General features: G+C 56.2%; 11 protein-coding genes. 6 read left to right on the forward strand and 5 right to left on the reverse strand.

The genetic code is table 11. The annotated features are described in order from the left end of the window. Nucleotide 1 precedes the first annotated feature (1 nt). From Q7C21_RS16805 to Q7C21_RS16815, 3 genes are read right to left on the reverse strand one after another with little or no spacing between them, the layout of a single operon-like run. Nucleotides 2-700 (reverse strand): molecular chaperone, encoded by a 699-nt coding sequence (locus Q7C21_RS16805; RefSeq protein ID WP_008925724.1) that lies wholly within the window; start codon nucleotides 698-700, stop codon nucleotides 2-4. Nucleotides 701-725: 25 nt separating this feature from the next. Continuing rightward, complete coding sequence (locus Q7C21_RS16810; protein WP_008925723.1) at nucleotides 726-1,217, reverse strand: spore coat U domain-containing protein; 492 nt, start codon at nucleotides 1,215-1,217, stop codon at nucleotides 726-728. 46 nt (nucleotides 1,218-1,263) lie between these two features. Next, nucleotides 1,264-1,833 carry a spore coat protein U domain-containing protein gene (locus Q7C21_RS16815; protein WP_033761412.1) on the reverse strand — a complete coding sequence of 190 codons (570 nt, stop codon included), beginning with the start codon at nucleotides 1,831-1,833 and terminating at the stop codon, nucleotides 1,264-1,266. Nucleotides 1,834-2,376: 543 nt separating this feature from the next. On the opposite strand from Q7C21_RS16815, the gene Q7C21_RS16820 reads away from it, so the two are divergent. From Q7C21_RS16820 to Q7C21_RS16830, 3 genes are all read left to right on the forward strand, one after another. After that, nucleotides 2,377-4,461, forward strand: coding sequence for a putative bifunctional diguanylate cyclase/phosphodiesterase (locus Q7C21_RS16820; protein WP_375150943.1), 2,085 nt, complete (start codon nucleotides 2,377-2,379; stop codon nucleotides 4,459-4,461). Nucleotides 4,462-4,626: 165 nt separating this feature from the next. Further along, nucleotides 4,627-6,771, forward strand: coding sequence for a bifunctional diguanylate cyclase/phosphodiesterase (locus Q7C21_RS16825; RefSeq protein ID WP_182630111.1), 2,145 nt, complete (start codon nucleotides 4,627-4,629; stop codon nucleotides 6,769-6,771). 129 nt (nucleotides 6,772-6,900) lie between these two features. Beyond that, nucleotides 6,901-8,304 (forward strand): PLP-dependent aminotransferase family protein, encoded by a 1,404-nt coding sequence (locus Q7C21_RS16830; protein ID WP_105099908.1) that lies wholly within the window; start codon nucleotides 6,901-6,903, stop codon nucleotides 8,302-8,304. On the opposite strand, the gene Q7C21_RS16835 is transcribed toward Q7C21_RS16830, so the two are convergent. Beyond that, a complete protein-coding gene (locus tag Q7C21_RS16835) occupies nucleotides 8,301-8,783 on the reverse strand; it encodes a YlaC family protein (RefSeq protein ID WP_003848494.1) in 483 nt (160 codons plus the stop codon). The two genes, Q7C21_RS16830 and Q7C21_RS16835, sit on opposite strands and share 4 nt — an antisense overlap. A 309-nt stretch (nucleotides 8,784-9,092) precedes the next feature. On the opposite strand from Q7C21_RS16835, the gene Q7C21_RS16840 reads away from it, so the two are divergent. Further along, a complete protein-coding gene (locus Q7C21_RS16840) occupies nucleotides 9,093-9,704 on the forward strand; it encodes a cupin domain-containing protein (RefSeq protein ID WP_003848496.1) in 612 nt (203 codons plus the stop codon). Nucleotides 9,705-9,976: 272 nt separating this feature from the next. After that, complete coding sequence (locus tag Q7C21_RS16845; protein WP_078804974.1) at nucleotides 9,977-12,826, forward strand: bifunctional diguanylate cyclase/phosphodiesterase; 2,850 nt, start codon at nucleotides 9,977-9,979, stop codon at nucleotides 12,824-12,826. Between the two features lie 41 nt (nucleotides 12,827-12,867). Here the strand turns inward: Q7C21_RS16845 and Q7C21_RS16850 are convergent, their stop codons facing one another. Then, a complete protein-coding gene (locus Q7C21_RS16850) occupies nucleotides 12,868-13,932 on the reverse strand; it encodes a LacI family DNA-binding transcriptional regulator (protein WP_003848500.1) in 1,065 nt (354 codons plus the stop codon). Between the two features lie 223 nt (nucleotides 13,933-14,155). Here Q7C21_RS16850 and Q7C21_RS16855 point away from each other — a divergent pair, with 223 nt between their 5' ends. Next, the gene (locus Q7C21_RS16855; RefSeq protein WP_003848505.1) at nucleotides 14,156-15,466 is read left to right on the forward strand and encodes an MFS transporter; all 1,311 of its coding nucleotides are present in this window, start codon (nucleotides 14,156-14,158) and stop codon (nucleotides 15,464-15,466) included. Nucleotide 15,467: the final 1 nt, after the last annotated feature.

A 15,467-nucleotide genomic window follows, 5' to 3' on the forward strand; every position in this document is an offset into this window, starting at 1 on the left:
CTTATTTCTGGGCAGCGCTGCGCCACGGGCTCTTGTTGACCTCTGCAGTGAGTTCGCCGCTGACCGGCGTGGTGAGTGGCCAGCGATATGTGCTGTCCGCGAGCACATAGCCATATAAACCGTCGCCCAGTTTGCGACCGCCGATAGTCACATTGCTCAGTCGGGCATGGCCATTGCCGCTGTTGGTCAGCTGCAGCCAGCGCTTGCCTCCCTCGCTAATCTGTTGCCAGCGCAGAGCCGGACGGGCACTGTCGGTGGAGAGCCCGGTGCCATACACGAACAACGGCACTGAGTAGCGCATCTGAAAGGTCAGTCCGGCCTGATTCTCGCCAGGATTGCGCGGCGTGGGAATCTCATCCAGCACCACCCGATAAGCCTGCTCTTTACCGGCCGCAGGCGGCGTCTGTTTAATCAGTCTGACCAGCTGTTTTTGTCCTGGCTCCATTCGCACCATTGGCGGGCTGGCGACCACCCGCTGCTGGGTCTGGTACTGTTCCTGTCCATTGATTTGCTGCCAGCTGAAAACACGGATCTGCATCATCGTGGTCGTGTTACCGCGATTCTCCAGCCAGAGTTCGCTGGCTTTCTCTTCAGGATTAATGGCGGGATCGATAGGCCATATCATCACAGAGTTAGCAGCAAAGGCTGCATGGAATAGGGGAGAACTTAACAGCAACAGCAGGGCGCGCAGTGGCTTCATGATCGTATCCTTGTTTTCTATCACCTCACCAGCTCAGGGTGACGGTCAGCGTATCGGTATAAACGCCGGCGCGCGCAGTGCCGGGCAGTTGCAGCTGGCCATAGATCGGCAGCGTAATGTTATTGGCATTGCTATAGCTCAGCGGCACCGCCTGATTGACCGGGATCACCGTGGTGCGGCTGGCATTACTAAAGAGCGTATAGGGAACGGTATTGCTGAAGTTGGGCAGTTTCAGGTTGCGGGTGGTCGTGAAATTGGCGCCCTGATTAATGCTCATGCTCAGCGTGGTGCCCGGCGTGCAGGCAAGATTTATCGAGGTACTCTGCACAAAGCTGGCGCTGGCGGGAGTGGCCGCCACGCCAGACTGTGTGCCAAAGTTAAGTGTGCCGAAAACACCGGTATTGGTTCCGGATATTACGCAGCCTGCCACGACAGAAGCCGTGACCTGAAAGGTGCTGGTGGGCAGGCCCCAGGCGCTGAAACACCTTATCAGCAGAGGCAGACCGCATGCGATCATCAGGCTGGATCGCCAGAGAACCACCCTTATCTACCTGCGACAGTCGTTAATAGTTCACGGCAACGTTAATCGTATCGGTATAAGTTCCGGCAGGAATCAGGGGATTAAAACCGCCGCCAATAACCCGGCCATAAATGGCGTAGTTGGTGCCCAGTGTTGGGTCCGTGGTTCCACTGGCGGCGATTGGCGTATTGTTGGCGATAGCCGTGGTAAAAGAGGCGTCACTGTAGAGGGTATAGGCGATGCCCTGTGCATTATCCGATCCCAGAACCAGATAACGTGGTGATGCAGAGGCGGTGCCATAAATGGTCGCTGGCGCAGTATTGCTGCTGGTCACCACCACGTTATAGTCCTGACCCGTGGTACAGCGGACAAAAATACCGTTACCCGCCGCACCGACCAGCGTGGCGTTCAGGGTGTCGAAGGTCGCTGCACTGCTACCAAAATTCAGGGTACCGAAGTTAACGCCCGCCGTAGCTGACTGACCGTTAACCAGGCAACCCGTGGTCAGCGTTAACGTGGCATTGATGGTTCCCGAGGTCGTTGCCGCCTGGGTTAAGGGTGTCATTGCGACAGTTAATCCTGCAGCGGCACACAGAAAAAGCTTGAGTTTCATAATATTTCCTTACGGATTATCGAGAGTCAGTGCTTTTTCACCCGGTGTTTATTAACGATTCAACTCAAAATGATGAAATAAAAATTACAAGGCGGTTAGTGCCACTGTCCTGAGGAAAATCTTAGACTTAAGAATGATGATTTATATTAGTTTTACTTACTATAGATCAGTTAAAGCGTTACGCGAAGCCCTGCCAGTTATTTTTCATTAATCAAATGGCCTAAGTGGCCGATAACCCAGTAACAGCAAGCCATAAAAGCAAGAAAGAAAAAGAAAACTCTTTGTTTTTTCGGTCTCTGGCATGCTTTCCGCTTCGGTGATATGTTCCTTTACCAATCAGACATAATAACGATTTACCGGCTGTCTCAGCAGGCGGGAAATAAGATGCAGGTTTAAAATGCCCTGCGTCTGGGGGCGCGCTTTACCGGGCCTCCGGGATAACAAAAAACCGAAATTTAATGACTTTCACCCAACGGGTGTTTTTTGAATCACTTTCTGACTTTACACAGCACCCGTTTCTCAGCGGGTGGTGAGGAGCTGCACATGTTGCTTGTCACCTGGGATAGCGTTTTGATCTGCGTTTCGCTGATCGTCGCGTTTATTGCCTCATTTACAGCGCTGGATACTGCCGGAAGGGTGGCGGTATCCCGTGGCTGGAGCGCCCGATTCTGGTTGCTGGCAGGCGGTACTGCGATGGGGATTGGCGTCTGGGCAATGCATTTCATTGGTATGCTGGCGATGATGATGCCGATGACGATGCGCTATGACACGCGGCTGACGATACTCTCGCTGCTGGTGGCGATCATGGCGTCAATGTTTGCTTTTGGCCAGACAGTAGGCGGCCTGCATCTCACCCGTTATCGGTTACTGCGCGGCACACTGATCCTGAGTTCAGGGATTGTCGTGATGCACTACCTCGGCATGTATGCGCTGCTGATTGAGCCGCGACCTGAGTGGAATGTGCTGCGGGTGGCGCTCTCCGTGATCATTGCGTTTGTTGCTTCGGGCGTGGCGCTGTGGCTGGCGTTTCATCTGCGCCAGGGCGACCATCATCTGCTGCTGATGCGGGGACTGGCCTCACTGGTGATGGGGATGGCCATTGCTGGTATGCATTATGTCGGCATGTCGGCAGCCCGATTCAGCGAGAGCAGTATGATGCAGCCGGGGGGGGTGAGCAATTCAGGACTGGCGGTTTGGGTAACGCTCATTACGCTGATTATTCTGGGCATTACGCTGCTGAGTTCCATGCTGGATGCCCAACTGCGTGCCGCGCGACTGGCGACCCGACTCAGACACGCTAACCAGGAACTGCGTCAGCTGGCGATGCATGACAATCTGACCGCGCTACCCAATCGGGCCATGCTGGAGCAGCAGCTCGATCTGGCGATTAAACAGGCTATGCTCAACGAAAATCGCTTTGCCGTGATCTACATGGATCTTGATGGGTTCAAAGCGGTCAATGACACCTGGGGACACCACGTCGGTGATCGGTTGCTGGTGGCCGTGTCGGAACGGCTGCGTAGCCAGCTCAGCAACACGATGCTGCTGGTGCGTCTGGGAGGTGATGAATTTGTGCTGATGGCGGAGACATGTGATGTCACTCCAGCCCGTCAGCTGGCGCAAAAACTGGTCAAAGTGATCAGTACGCCGTTTGAACTGGATCGCTATGTGTTACACGTTTCCCTCAGTGCGGGCATTGCGATATTCCCGCTGCACGGTCGTAACCGGCAGGAGCTGTTATTCAACGCCGACTCGGCGATGTACCACACCAAACACAGCGGACGTAACGGCTGGTGCCTGTTTGAACCGGCGATGAGTGATGCAACGCAGCATCAGCTGGCGCTGGCAAACGATCTGTGGGAGGCGATCGATCGGCAACAGATGCGACTCTTTTATCAGCCCAAATTCCGTTCCGGCGGCACACGGCTAATGGGATTTGAAGCACTGCTGCGCTGGCAGCATCCGCAACGCGGGTTGCTGACGCCTGAGCTGTTTCTGCCGCGCGCCGAAAAAACCGGCCAGATCGTTGCACTGGGCAACTGGGTGATTGATGAGGCCTGCCGTCAGCTGAAAATCTGGCATAACCAGGGCAACAGCGACTGGACGGTCTCGGTCAATCTCTCCGCGTTGCAGTTTCACCAGCGTGATTTACTCCACACGCTGATGCAGACGCTGGCTCGTTACCAGTTGTCAGGCAGCGCACTGATGCTGGAAATCACGGAAGCGATTGCCATGCGTGATCCCCTCTTCAGCCAGCAACGTATTCGTGAACTGCAGCAGGCGGGCGTCAGTGTGGCCATTGATAATTTTGGCATCGGCTATGCCAACCTGTTGCATCTGAAAGATCTGGATGCCAGCGAACTCAAAATCGATCGCAGCTTTATTAACTGCCTGCGACCCGGCAGTGAAGATGCGACCGTGGTCAGCGCCATGCTGACCCTGGCGCAGAGTCTTAACCTGCGCATGGTGGCGGAAGGGGTTGAGACAGAAGAGCAGCAGCACCTGCTCACCAGCCTGGGTTTTGATGCGCTGCAGGGGTATCTGCTGGGCAAGCCGACGCCAGCGGATCGCATAGAGGCGTTTCGTTTTCCCGGACTGCGACCGCCTCTGGCATCAGCATCCGTCTGACGCTGAAGCTGACGCTGACACTGACGATAGATTTCAGCACTCAGAGTGAGTGGAAAGATGCAGGGTTCGCGGCTCATTAACCGCCGGGCAGTGCCGATAATTAAGAAAAGAAGTTTTAAAAATCCCTTACCTAAACACAAGCACGGCTTTCCGCGGGAACGCACTATGTTAGCAACCTCATACGACTCTTTTATCGTCATCGTCTCCGTTCTTGTCGCGATGCTGGCTTCGTTTACCGCCTTAGATATGGCGGGACGGGTGGTGCACTCCACGGGCAAAGTCGCGCTGGTCTGGCTGTTTGGCGGCGGTTTCTCCATGGGCATCGGCATCTGGGCGATGCACTTCATTGGCATGTTGTCGATGAACATGGAGATGGTGATGAGCTACAACGCCGGGCTGACCGCCTTCTCCGCTGCCATCGCGGTCTGCGCATCGATATTTGCCCTGTGGCTGGTCTGCAGTGGCGATTTGCCCCTGCCGCGCCTGGCGGGCGGCGCACTGATTCTCGGCAGCGGCGTCGTGGCGATGCACTATACCGGGATGGCAGCCCTGATGTTCTCGCCGGGTATTGTCTGGCGGTGGGGCTGGATAGGCCTTTCGGTGGTGATCGCGCTCGCCGCTTCTGGCGCAGCGCTGTGGCTGGCATTTAACCTGCGTGAAGGTCAGACTGGCCGGGTGACCCTGCTGCGTATTGGCGCATCCGTAGTGATGGGCTGTGCGATTGCGGGCATGCACTACACCGGCATGATGGCGGCAGAGTTTCCCGCTCACAGCCATTCGATGGGGCAGGGCGTTAACAGTAACTGGCTGGCGATTCTGGTCACGGTAGTCACTATCTCAATCCTGGGGATTACTCTGCTGGTCTCGATGCTGGATGCGCGGATGCAGGCGCGCACCTCCATTCTCGCCAGCTCACTGGCTGAAGCGAACCGCGAGCTGGCACAGCTGGCGCTGCACGACAATCTGACTCGCCTGCCAAACCGCATTCTGCTGGAAGATCGACTGGAACAGGCGATCAACAAAGCCAATCGTGAGCAGACGCTGTTTGCCCTGATGTTTATGGATCTGGACGGATTTAAGGCGGTTAACGACGCGTTCGGGCATCACATTGGCGACCGTCTGCTGGTGGGTGTGACCGAGCGGATGAGCCAGCAGATGGCTGGCTATTACACGCTGGCGCGACTCGGCGGTGATGAGTTTGTACTGCTGGTGGAGATCGACGATCCCAACGATGCGGCGGCCATTGCCGATAAACTGGTGAAAGCGGTGGACCGTCCGTTTGATATCTCACGCTATGAGCTGGTGGTCTCGCTGAGCCTCGGCATCGCTGTCTATCCTGGCGATGGCGAGGATGAGCGTGAACTGATGTTCAACGCCGATGCGGCGATGTATCACACCAAAAATAATGGCCGCAATGGTTACACCTTTTTTCAGCCCTCAATGAACATTCAGGCGCAGAGCCAGCTTCAGCTGAACAATGATCTCTGGCAGGCGCTGGATAACAATGAGCTGCGCCTGTTCTATCAGCCAAAATATTGCGCGCCACGCGGCCCGCTTCTTGGTTTCGAAGCGCTGCTGCGCTGGGAACATCCAAAGCGGGGTCTGTTATCGCCTGACAAATTTCTGCCAATGGCGGAAAAAACCGGGATGATTGTCAACATCGGCAATTGGGTGATTAATGAAGCGTGTCGCCAGTTGCGCCAGTGGCATTTGCAGGGCCATACGGACTGGTCAGTGGCGGTGAACCTGTCGGCGCTGCAGTTTGAGCAATCGAATCTGGTAGAGACAGTGGTAGATGCGCTGGCAAAACATCAGATTCCGGCCGAACTGTTGACGCTGGAGGTGACGGAAACCACTGCGATGCGCGATCCCGATGAGAGTGTGCGTATTCTCACCCAGCTGACTCAGCTTGGGGTGAAAGCCTCGATTGATGACTTTGGCACCGGCTACTCCAGCCTGCTCTACCTGAAAAGGCTACCGGCCAGCGAACTTAAGATCGATCGGGCCTTTGTGAATGAACTCCAGCATCAGCCGGAAGATGCCACCATCGTGTCGGCGATTGTGGCACTGGCGCAGTCACTGCAATTGAAAGTGGTGGCCGAGGGCGTTGAAACCGCTGAACAGCAGGCCTTTCTGACCGGCCTGGGTTGCAATACGCTGCAGGGCTTCCTGCTGGGCAGGCCGGTTCCCGCGGAACAGGTGCCGGAGCTGGCTAACTTTGTGGTAGCAGAAGACGAAGAGGTCGTTACGGATATCCGCCAGATGAGTGAAGCTGAACCGCTGCTGACACCGCAGGTTGCTGCGATCTGACACACCTGACACAGCGTAGCATCCGCGTGAATTGAGACGATAAGCGATTCGCACCGCCTGTCATTGATCGCCTGCCGTGGTAAAGTCTCGCGGCCAGATTATTCACGGTAAAACAGGGAGAGGCGACCCGTGGCGAAATACCAGCGATTGATGGATGAGATTCAGCAGCAAATAGAGGCCGGCATCTGGCTGCCAGGCACCCGTTTACCTTCGTTGCGTCAGCAGGTTGCGCAGCAGGGTGTCAGCCTGATGACCGTGTTGCATGCCTATGAGTTGCTGGAAAGCCAGGGCTGGATCGTTTCTCGTCCTCAGTCAGGTTACTACGTGGCACCGCGTGCCCTGGCGCCCGCACCGCTGAGCGTGGCGATCAGCGAACAGGTTGATATCAACGACTTTGTGTTTGATGTATTGCAGGCCACGCGCGATCCCGCCATCGTGCCGTTTGGTTCTGCTTTCCCTGATCCCGCTCTGTTTCCGCAGCGCCAGCTCATGCGCTCGCTGGCAAACGTCTCTCATCATCTCACCCCAACGGATGCGCTGCACAATCTGCCGCCTGGCAACGCCACGCTGCGACAGCTGCTGGCCCAGCGCTATGCGCGCCAGGGCATTACGCTGTCGCCGGATGAAATTGTCATCACCAGCGGGGCACTGGAGGCACTCAATCTCAGCCTGCAGTCCCTGACCGAGCCGGGCGATTACGTGATAATTGAGCATCCGGGTTTTTATGGTGCGCTGCAGGCGATTGAACGGCTCAAACTCAAGGCGCTGGCAATTCCGGTCGATGCAAAGCAGGGCATCGACCTTGCCCAGTTGGAGGAGGCCCTGCAGCGCTGGCCGGTGAAAGCCTGCTGGCTGATGACGACGCTACAAAATCCGCTGAGCGTGACCTTAACCCCGGAGCGTAAACAAGAGCTGGTCGAACTACTGGCGCGTTATCAGGTGCCGATGATTGAAGATGATGTCTATGCCGAACTCTGGGCGGGTGATGTTGCGCCGCTGCCGGCTAAAGCCTGGGATCGTCAGGGGAACGTGCTGCATTGCGGCTCGTTTTCAAAGTCGCTGGTGGCAGGATTTCGCGTTGGCTGGGTTGCGGCAGGGCAACATGCGCAGCGCATTCAGCGGCTTCAGCTGATGAGCACGCTTTCTACCAGCGCGCCAATGCAGCTGGCGCTGGCCGATTTCCTCGCTACGCGGCGTTACGACACCCATCTTAAGCGGCTGCGACAGATTCTGGCGAAACGACAGCAAATGGTGCGCCAGGCATTACTGAAAGTACTGCCACCGCAGTCAACGGTCAGTGAAGGGCGCGGGGGCTATTTTCTTTGGGTGACACTGCCGGACCATATTAATACGACCCGGCTCTATCAGCAGGCGCTGGCGAAGGGGATCAGCATTGCACCGGGGCAGTTATTTTCGGCAGGAGAGCAGTTCAGCCACTGTTTTCGGCTGAATACCGCCTGGCCGTGGGATAGCCGGGCCGAGGCGGCAATAGAAACGCTGGGTCAGTTGATGGCGAAGCCGCTGGCAGATTAAACCTGCGCCGCTTCCTGGTGACCCCAGGTCAGGTAGTAGACATCATAGAAGTCCACTTCCCCTTTTTGCGTCAGCAGACGCTGGATGCCTGTCTTCACCCGTTCCGGTGCTTCAGGCAGCGACAGAATGCGAGAGATAGCCTGCTCGCGCACGGGCTGAATGTAATACCACTCGCCGTTGTAGCAGACGCGCAGATCGAGTGCATCAATATCTTCAAAGCGATATTTCGGATTGATATCCAGCAGCATCAGAACACTCATGACCAGCACAAATGCGGTGGCAAACCAGAAGGCGGGCCAGCCGAGCATCTCGGTAGAGAAAATCAGCGCCACGCACAGGCCGTAGCAGAGATACATGACTGCCCAGAGGCCGGGGTGTTTTTTCAGAAACGAGAGGCTAAAGCGCGGCAAATTGTCGCGACGTTCTTCGCGATTAAGCGTAGCGATCTCGTCAATCAGGATTTGTTTAATAGCGTCCATTTGTTACCTCACTGTCATCTGTTAGCTATTACAACAGATAACAGTCAAGCATATCAGAAACAGATTCGTGCATTTTTTATATAACAGTTGATAAAACAGTTGTTGGCCATCCTCCCACCTGACATTTTGCAACACTTTGCCGCAGTAAAAACCGCTACCCTCTGCCACCCATGCACACTCTTGCCCTATTGTTAACGATACATTTGGCTTTAGGCAGCAATATCAGTCAATTATCCAAAATGTGTTGTCTGGCGCACATTGCATTGTGCCGCGGGTTTGCCACACTTAATAAAAAACCGGAGAACCTGTATGTGTGCCTCATCCTCCAGCCTGATGTTAATGATGTCCTTTGCCGCAGGCACTTTCTCGGCCGGGGCTTCTGATAATCCTCAGCATCTTATGCTTGGCATCCCGTCGGGTGGCGTCCCGAATAACCCGTTACCTCTGATTATCTGGCCGCGCGTGGTGCCGGAAGATGAGGAAATCGCGACGTGGTTTGAGAAAACGTTTGAAGAGAACGGCTGGCCACCCGCCTGGCGCTATCCGATTTTTCCCTACACCCACTTTCATCCCAACACCCATGAATTGCTGGGCGTGGCGGAGGGCTGGGCAGAAGTACTGTTTGGCGGCGACAGTGGCCGGATGGTGACGCTGCGCGCCGGTGATGCGGTGCTGATTCCGGCAGGCGTCGGCCATCGTCAGGTCAGCGCCAGCGACGACTTCATGGTGATTGGTGCCTATCCGCACGGCATGTCGCCGGAGACGCTGCGTGATGAACCGGCTAAGCTGAAAATGGCCCAGGAACAGGTAAAAAAAGTGCCACTGCCGACGCAGGACCCTTTCACCGGTAAAGAGGGCGCATTGACGGAGATCTGGCAGCCGATTGCCGCCATGCATTTACAGCAACAGATGGACCTGTAGAGACCTGCGTCCGTCGTGAAATGGTTAAGCGCGAGCACGGCTCGCGCTTTGCTTTTCTGGCCTGAAATCTCTTTTAAACGTTAATGCCATGGGCCTAATCCTGTTGTCATTCCATTGAATATTTGTCCGCCGCTGCCGATATATCACCTGCTAATATTAGTTATTCTTCTTAATGCGCTTGTGTTTGCAGACCTTTTCCGCTTTAGTCTCGGCCAGTTTATTAAGAACATTCCTAAGCCACTACCCGGCTATCGAGCAGCAGGCAAATAACAATGGATAATAACTCTGATGTCATCTATCGCATGCTGGTACAAAGCGTGATCGATTATGCGATCACCATGCTTAAACCGGACGGAACCGTCGCCAGCTGGAACGGCGGAGGCCTGCACGTCCTGGGTTACAGGCCAGACGAAATTATTGGTCAGCACGCCACCCTGTTTTACAACGAAGAGGATCGTCGTCGCGGTCAGCTGCAGCGTGAACTCGATATTGCGGCGAACGCCGGACGGTTTGAAACCGAAGGCTGGCGCTGTCGTAAAGATGGCAGCACCTTCTGGGCGCATGTGGTGATCTATCCGATCCGCAATGAAGTGGCCCGGCTGGTCGGATTCGCCGCTATCTGCCGTGACTGTACCCGGCAGCAGGAGCAGCAACACAAAGAGCGGGAGCAGGAGTCGCGCTTCCGTCTGCTGGTGGAAGGCGTCACCGATTACGCCATCTACATGCTCGATCATGACGGCAACGTGGTGAACTGGAACGCGGGTGCACAGCGGGCCAAAGGCTATGTGGCAGAAGAGATCGTCGGTCAGCATTTCTCCCGCTTTTACAGCGCGCAGGATCGGCTGAACCATGTCCCGGAGCAGAACCTGCAAACCGCGTATCGCACCGGCCGTTTTGAAGATGAGGGCTGGCGTTATCGCAAAGATGGCAGCGCCTTCTGGGCGCATGTCGTGATCGACACGATCCGCGGCGATCAGGGCCAATTGCTGGGCTACGCCAAAATCACCCGTGACTGCACCGAACAGCAGCGCATTCGCAGTGAGCAGCGGGAGCAGGAGCAGCGTTTCCGTCTGCTGGTAGAGGGCGTCACTGATTACGCCATCTATATGCTCGACGTCGACGGCGTGGTGGTGAACTGGAATGCCGGTGCCGAGCGCGCCAAAGGATATAAGGCAGAAGAAGTGGTCGGTCAGCACTTCTCACTGTTCTACAGTTCCCATGAGCGGCTGAACCGGACGCCGGAAGCTAACCTCGGTATCGCGCTCAAAACTGGCCGCTTTGAAGATGAGGGCTGGCGTTACCGCAAAGATGGCAGCGCTTTCTGGGCGCATGTGGTGATCGACGCCATCCACGATGATGACGGTAAGCTGGTCGGTTTCGCCAAAATCACGCGTGATCGCACCGAACGCCGTGAGCAGGAGCAGCAGATTCTGCGCGCCCGCGATCTGGCTGAAGCTCAGAGCACTCAGAAAACCGCGCTGTCCAAATTTCTCGATAACATCATCGCGAACATTCCCTCCTGCGTGATTGTGGAAGATGCGATCACACGTGAAATTCTGCTGGTTAACGACCGCACTCAGCAGCTGTTCGGCCTGTCGAAATCACTGATCGTCAACAAGCGCCCGCACGAATGCATGTCCCCTGAACTCAGTGACTACTTCAATAATCTGGCCGATGTTGCGCTGCGCAGTGAGGGCATGCATGAGCGTGAGCAACTGCTGATGACCGCCAGCGGCGAGCGTATCCTGCATACCCGCGCGACCGCGATTAATGGTCAGGATGCACGTCGTAACTACTTAATGCTGCTAGTGGAAGATGTCACCGACCAGCGCGCAGCCGATGCCCGAATTCACCATATGGCGCATCATGACAACCTGACCAGCCTGCCTAACCGCATTTTGTTCCGCCAGCGTCTGAGCGAAGCCTTACGCACCGCTGGACAGATGCAACGCCAGACTGCTGCGCTCTGCCTTGACCTTGATAACTTTAAAAATGTGAACGATGCGCTGGGTCACCAGATTGGCGATGAGCTGTTGCGCAGCGTGGCTAAGCGTCTGCGCAACGCGCTGCGTGATCAGGATACGCTGGCGCGTATTGGTGGCGATGAGTTCGCCATCGTGCTGCCTCACGTCGCCGGTAATGATGAGGCGAGCGCAGTAGCTCAGCGCCTGATCGAGGCGATTCGTCCACCGGTTAACATTGAAGGCCATAATCTGTCGGTGGGGCTGAGCGTGGGCATTGCGCTTAGCACCACCATCACTAATACGCCGGAGCAGCTGCTGCGCTGTGCTGACATGGCGCTGTATGAAGCCAAGCGCAATGGCCGCAATCGTTATGAACACTTTACGCTGGAGATGGATGATGTGGCGCGCAGTCGGCGCCTGATTGAAAACGATCTGCGTGATGCGATCAGCGGCGGACACCTTCGGCTCTACTATCAGCCCATCACCAACGGCGATCATCACACCATTATTGGCTACGAGGCGCTGATGCGCTGGCATCATCCGATTCGTGGCTTGATCATGCCTAATGACTTCATCCCGATTGCGGAAGAGACCGGCCTGATTCATATGCTGGGGGCGTTTGCACTCTATGAAGCCTGTCGTGAAGCGGCGAGCTGGGAAGGGGAGCAGTCGGTTTCGGTCAACCTCTCTCCGCTGCAGTTTAAAAACAGCTCGCTGGTGCCGGTGGTGGAAGGTGCGCTGAAGGAGTCGGGTCTTGATCCGGCGCGGCTGGAAGTCGAGATTACCGAATCGGTGCTGCTGGATGACTCACTGGGAAACATCCGGACGCTGCAAAATCTCAAAGCGCTGGGCGTACAGATTGCACTGGATGATTTCGGCACCGGCTATTCGTCGCTGAGCTATCTGCGCTCTTTCCCGTTCGACAAAATTAAAATCGACAAATCGTTTATCAACGATATGGGCGACAGCCGCGAGGCGCTGGCGATTATCCGCGCCATCACCGGCATGAGCCGCAGTCTGGATATCCAGATCACCGCCGAAGGGGTAGAGAGCGATGAGCAGTTTGCTAAGCTGCGCGACGAAGGCTGTACGCTGTTCCAGGGCTTCCTGTTTGGACGGCCTCAGCCATCGGAACTGCGGCTGAAAACGCTGGGTTAACCCGCGCGGAATGAGTCGACGCTGGGATAATCAATGCTGGATCAATCATAAAGGCCATGCTGCTGGACCGGCGCATGGCTGAGATTATCGCGGATGCGTCGCACCGACTCACGCACCACCAGCCTGCCATTCAGTAGCAGACTGCCGGTCGGCGTTCCGGGATTCAGCCGCATCTCCTGCAGCATTCTCACTGCCGCCGCACCCAGCTCATCACGCGGCACCTGCACCGAGGTCAGCGGAATATCGTGGATAGCGGCCAGGTTAAACCCATCCATGCTCATCACCGAAATATCCTGCGGTACCCGTAAACCAGCCTGCTCCAGGGCCGTGACGGCACCTGCTGCAATGTAATCGCCGCTGGCGAGAATCGCCGTAGGGCGCAGCGCATCAGGGCAATGGCGCAGATATTCACCCAGCCGTTCCGCTGCCTCATTGCTGCTGAAACTGTTGAGGGTCAGCAGATGCTGACGACTGTCAAAGCGCAGGTTCATGGCGTGCCAGGCGTCCCGGACGCCCTGAAGTCGCTGCTCCATGGTGTAGCGGCGCAGGCAGTGCAGCGAGAGAATTTGCCGGTGTCCCTGCTCAAACAGATAACGCGCTGAAAACTCTCCGATCAGCTGATGATGCGGCGAGACCGAGGGCAGGCGCATACGACGATCTCGGGCGTTAATCAGCACGCAGGGTTTGTTCATCTCTGCCGCCAGCTGATGAATATGCTCATCATCAATGCCAATCAGCAGCGCCGCTTCGGTCTGCTGCATCTTATCGATAAACAATGCCGCATCACTTTCCACCTCTTCCAGGGGGCAGTAGCGCAGCCGCACTTCATGCGGCTCCACCGCCTGACTGATCCCCTGAATGACCTTGTAATAAAAAATATCACTGCGTACATCGAAGGCGCGGGGCGGGGCAAAGACCATCAGGTTATTCAGCAGCAGGCGACCGCTATGCAGATTGGTCAGCACGCCCTGCTGCTGCGCCACGGCCAGCACTTTATCGCGGGTGGCGGGCCGGGTATTGGCTTTACCCGCCAGTACGCGCGACACCGTGCTGATCGAGACGCCGCTCAGTGCCGCAATTTCACCCACTTTCAGCCTTTGTTTCATTCTGTGATCGCCTTCAAATCTGCTAATGAAAAATTTTTCATAGTCTGCTGAATCGCGTCAGATAAGCGTTTCAGTGCCCATTTCTGTCGGGTTAAAGCCTGCCATGAAAATCGTTGCAAAAAAGTGGCTGTACCCACGTTTCGCACTTTTCTAAGTTCGTGAAAAGGACACGCGGTACGCCAGCTGGCGGTGTGCGTCATCAATGGTAATCAGGAGTGGCACAATGAGCCTCGAATCAACAACGAAACCCATCAGTGCGTCACGCACGGTGCGCGTGATTAAAAATTTACGCTGGTGGATGCTGGGAATGTTCCTGCTGGGTGTGACCGTCAACTACATCACCCGCAACTCGCTCGGCATTCTGGCACCGGAACTGAAAAACAGTCTGCATATGAGTACCGAGCAGTACTCCTGGGTGGTCGCTGCGTTTCAGCTGGCTTACACCCTGTTTCAGCCTGTTTGCGGCTGGCTGATCGATGTGATCGGACTGAAGATGGGGTTCCTGATTTGTGCGCTTATCTGGTCGGTGACCTGTCTGCTGCACGCCGGTGCGGGAAGCTGGCTGCATCTGGCGCTGCTGCGTTTCGTCATGGGTGCGTCGGAAGCGGCGGCCACACCGGCTAATGCCAAAGCGATTGGTGACTGGTTTCCCAAAAAGGAGCGTCCGGTTGCGGCGGGCTGGGCGGGCGTCGGCTTTTCGATTGGTGCCATGCTGGCTCCCCCGATTATCTATGTCGCCCATATTACTTTTGGCTGGCAGGGCGCATTTCTGCTGACCGGCGGCCTGGGCCTGCTGTGGGTGGGACTCTGGTGGTGGGGCTATCACTCGCCGGAGAGCCATCCTCGTCTTTCAGATGAGGAACGTGCCTTCATTAATCAGGATAATGAAGCCATCGGTGAAAAACTGCCGTTCTTCACCGCGCTGAAAGTGATTGGTAAAGAGAAGAAATTCTACGGCATTGCGATTCCTGCGTTTCTGGCCGAACCGGCCTGGGCGGTGCTGAGCTTCTGGGTGCCACTCTATCTGGCCAATGAGCGCGGCATGGATCTCAAGCAGATCGTGATGTTCGCCTGGCTGCCATTCCTGGCTGCCGACCTCGGCAGCGTCGCCAGCGGTTATCTGACCAAAATCTATGTGCGCTGGTTTGGCATGACCCGCGTCAACTCGATCGTCGCCAGTTCGGTGACCGGCGCCCTGCTGATGGTCTCGCTGGCGCTGATGACGCTGGTGAAAGATCCCTGGCTGGCAATTGCCCTGATTTCCGTTGGTGGCTTTGGCCATCAGGTGATCTCCTGCATGCTGAGTGCGCTGGTGGTCGAGCGTTTCGATCGCCGCCAGATGGCCACTGTCAACGGCATGCGCGGCTCCTGCGCCTGGATCGCCAGCTTTATCTTCTCGCTGATTATCGGTGTCACCGCCGATACCATCGGCTTCAATCCGCTGTTTGTGGCGATGGGCTTTTTTGACCTGATTGGTGCCGTTTTCCTGGTGATGCTGATCGCCGAACGCCGCCAGCGCCCTGCTAACCCATAAG

The organism is Pantoea sp. ANP04, from assembly GCF_041982285.1.
GTDB lineage: Bacteria > Pseudomonadota > Gammaproteobacteria > Enterobacterales > Enterobacteriaceae > Pantoea > Pantoea eucalypti.

Excerpts from the sequence above, each read along its gene's own strand:
- Q7C21_RS16855 (WP_003848505.1), top strand. The coding sequence starts at position 14,156 with ATGAGCCTCGAATCAACAACGAAACCCATCAGTGCGTCACGCACGGTG.
- Q7C21_RS16845 (WP_078804974.1), top strand. The coding sequence starts at position 9,977 with ATGGATAATAACTCTGATGTCATCTATCGCATGCTGGTACAAAGCGTG.
- Q7C21_RS16825 (WP_182630111.1), top strand. The coding sequence starts at position 4,627 with ATGTTAGCAACCTCATACGACTCTTTTATCGTCATCGTCTCCGTTCTT.
- Q7C21_RS16815 (WP_033761412.1), bottom strand. The coding sequence starts at position 1,833 with ATGAAACTCAAGCTTTTTCTGTGTGCCGCTGCAGGATTAACTGTCGCA.
- Q7C21_RS16850 (WP_003848500.1), bottom strand. The coding sequence starts at position 13,932 with ATGAAACAAAGGCTGAAAGTGGGTGAAATTGCGGCACTGAGCGGCGTC.
- Q7C21_RS16840 (WP_003848496.1), top strand. The coding sequence starts at position 9,093 with ATGTGTGCCTCATCCTCCAGCCTGATGTTAATGATGTCCTTTGCCGCA.
- Q7C21_RS16805 (WP_008925724.1), bottom strand. The coding sequence starts at position 700 with ATGAAGCCACTGCGCGCCCTGCTGTTGCTGTTAAGTTCTCCCCTATTC.
- Q7C21_RS16835 (WP_003848494.1), bottom strand. The coding sequence starts at position 8,783 with ATGGACGCTATTAAACAAATCCTGATTGACGAGATCGCTACGCTTAAT.
- Q7C21_RS16810 (WP_008925723.1), bottom strand. The coding sequence starts at position 1,217 with ATGATCGCATGCGGTCTGCCTCTGCTGATAAGGTGTTTCAGCGCCTGG.
- Q7C21_RS16820 (WP_375150943.1), top strand. The coding sequence starts at position 2,377 with ATGTTGCTTGTCACCTGGGATAGCGTTTTGATCTGCGTTTCGCTGATC.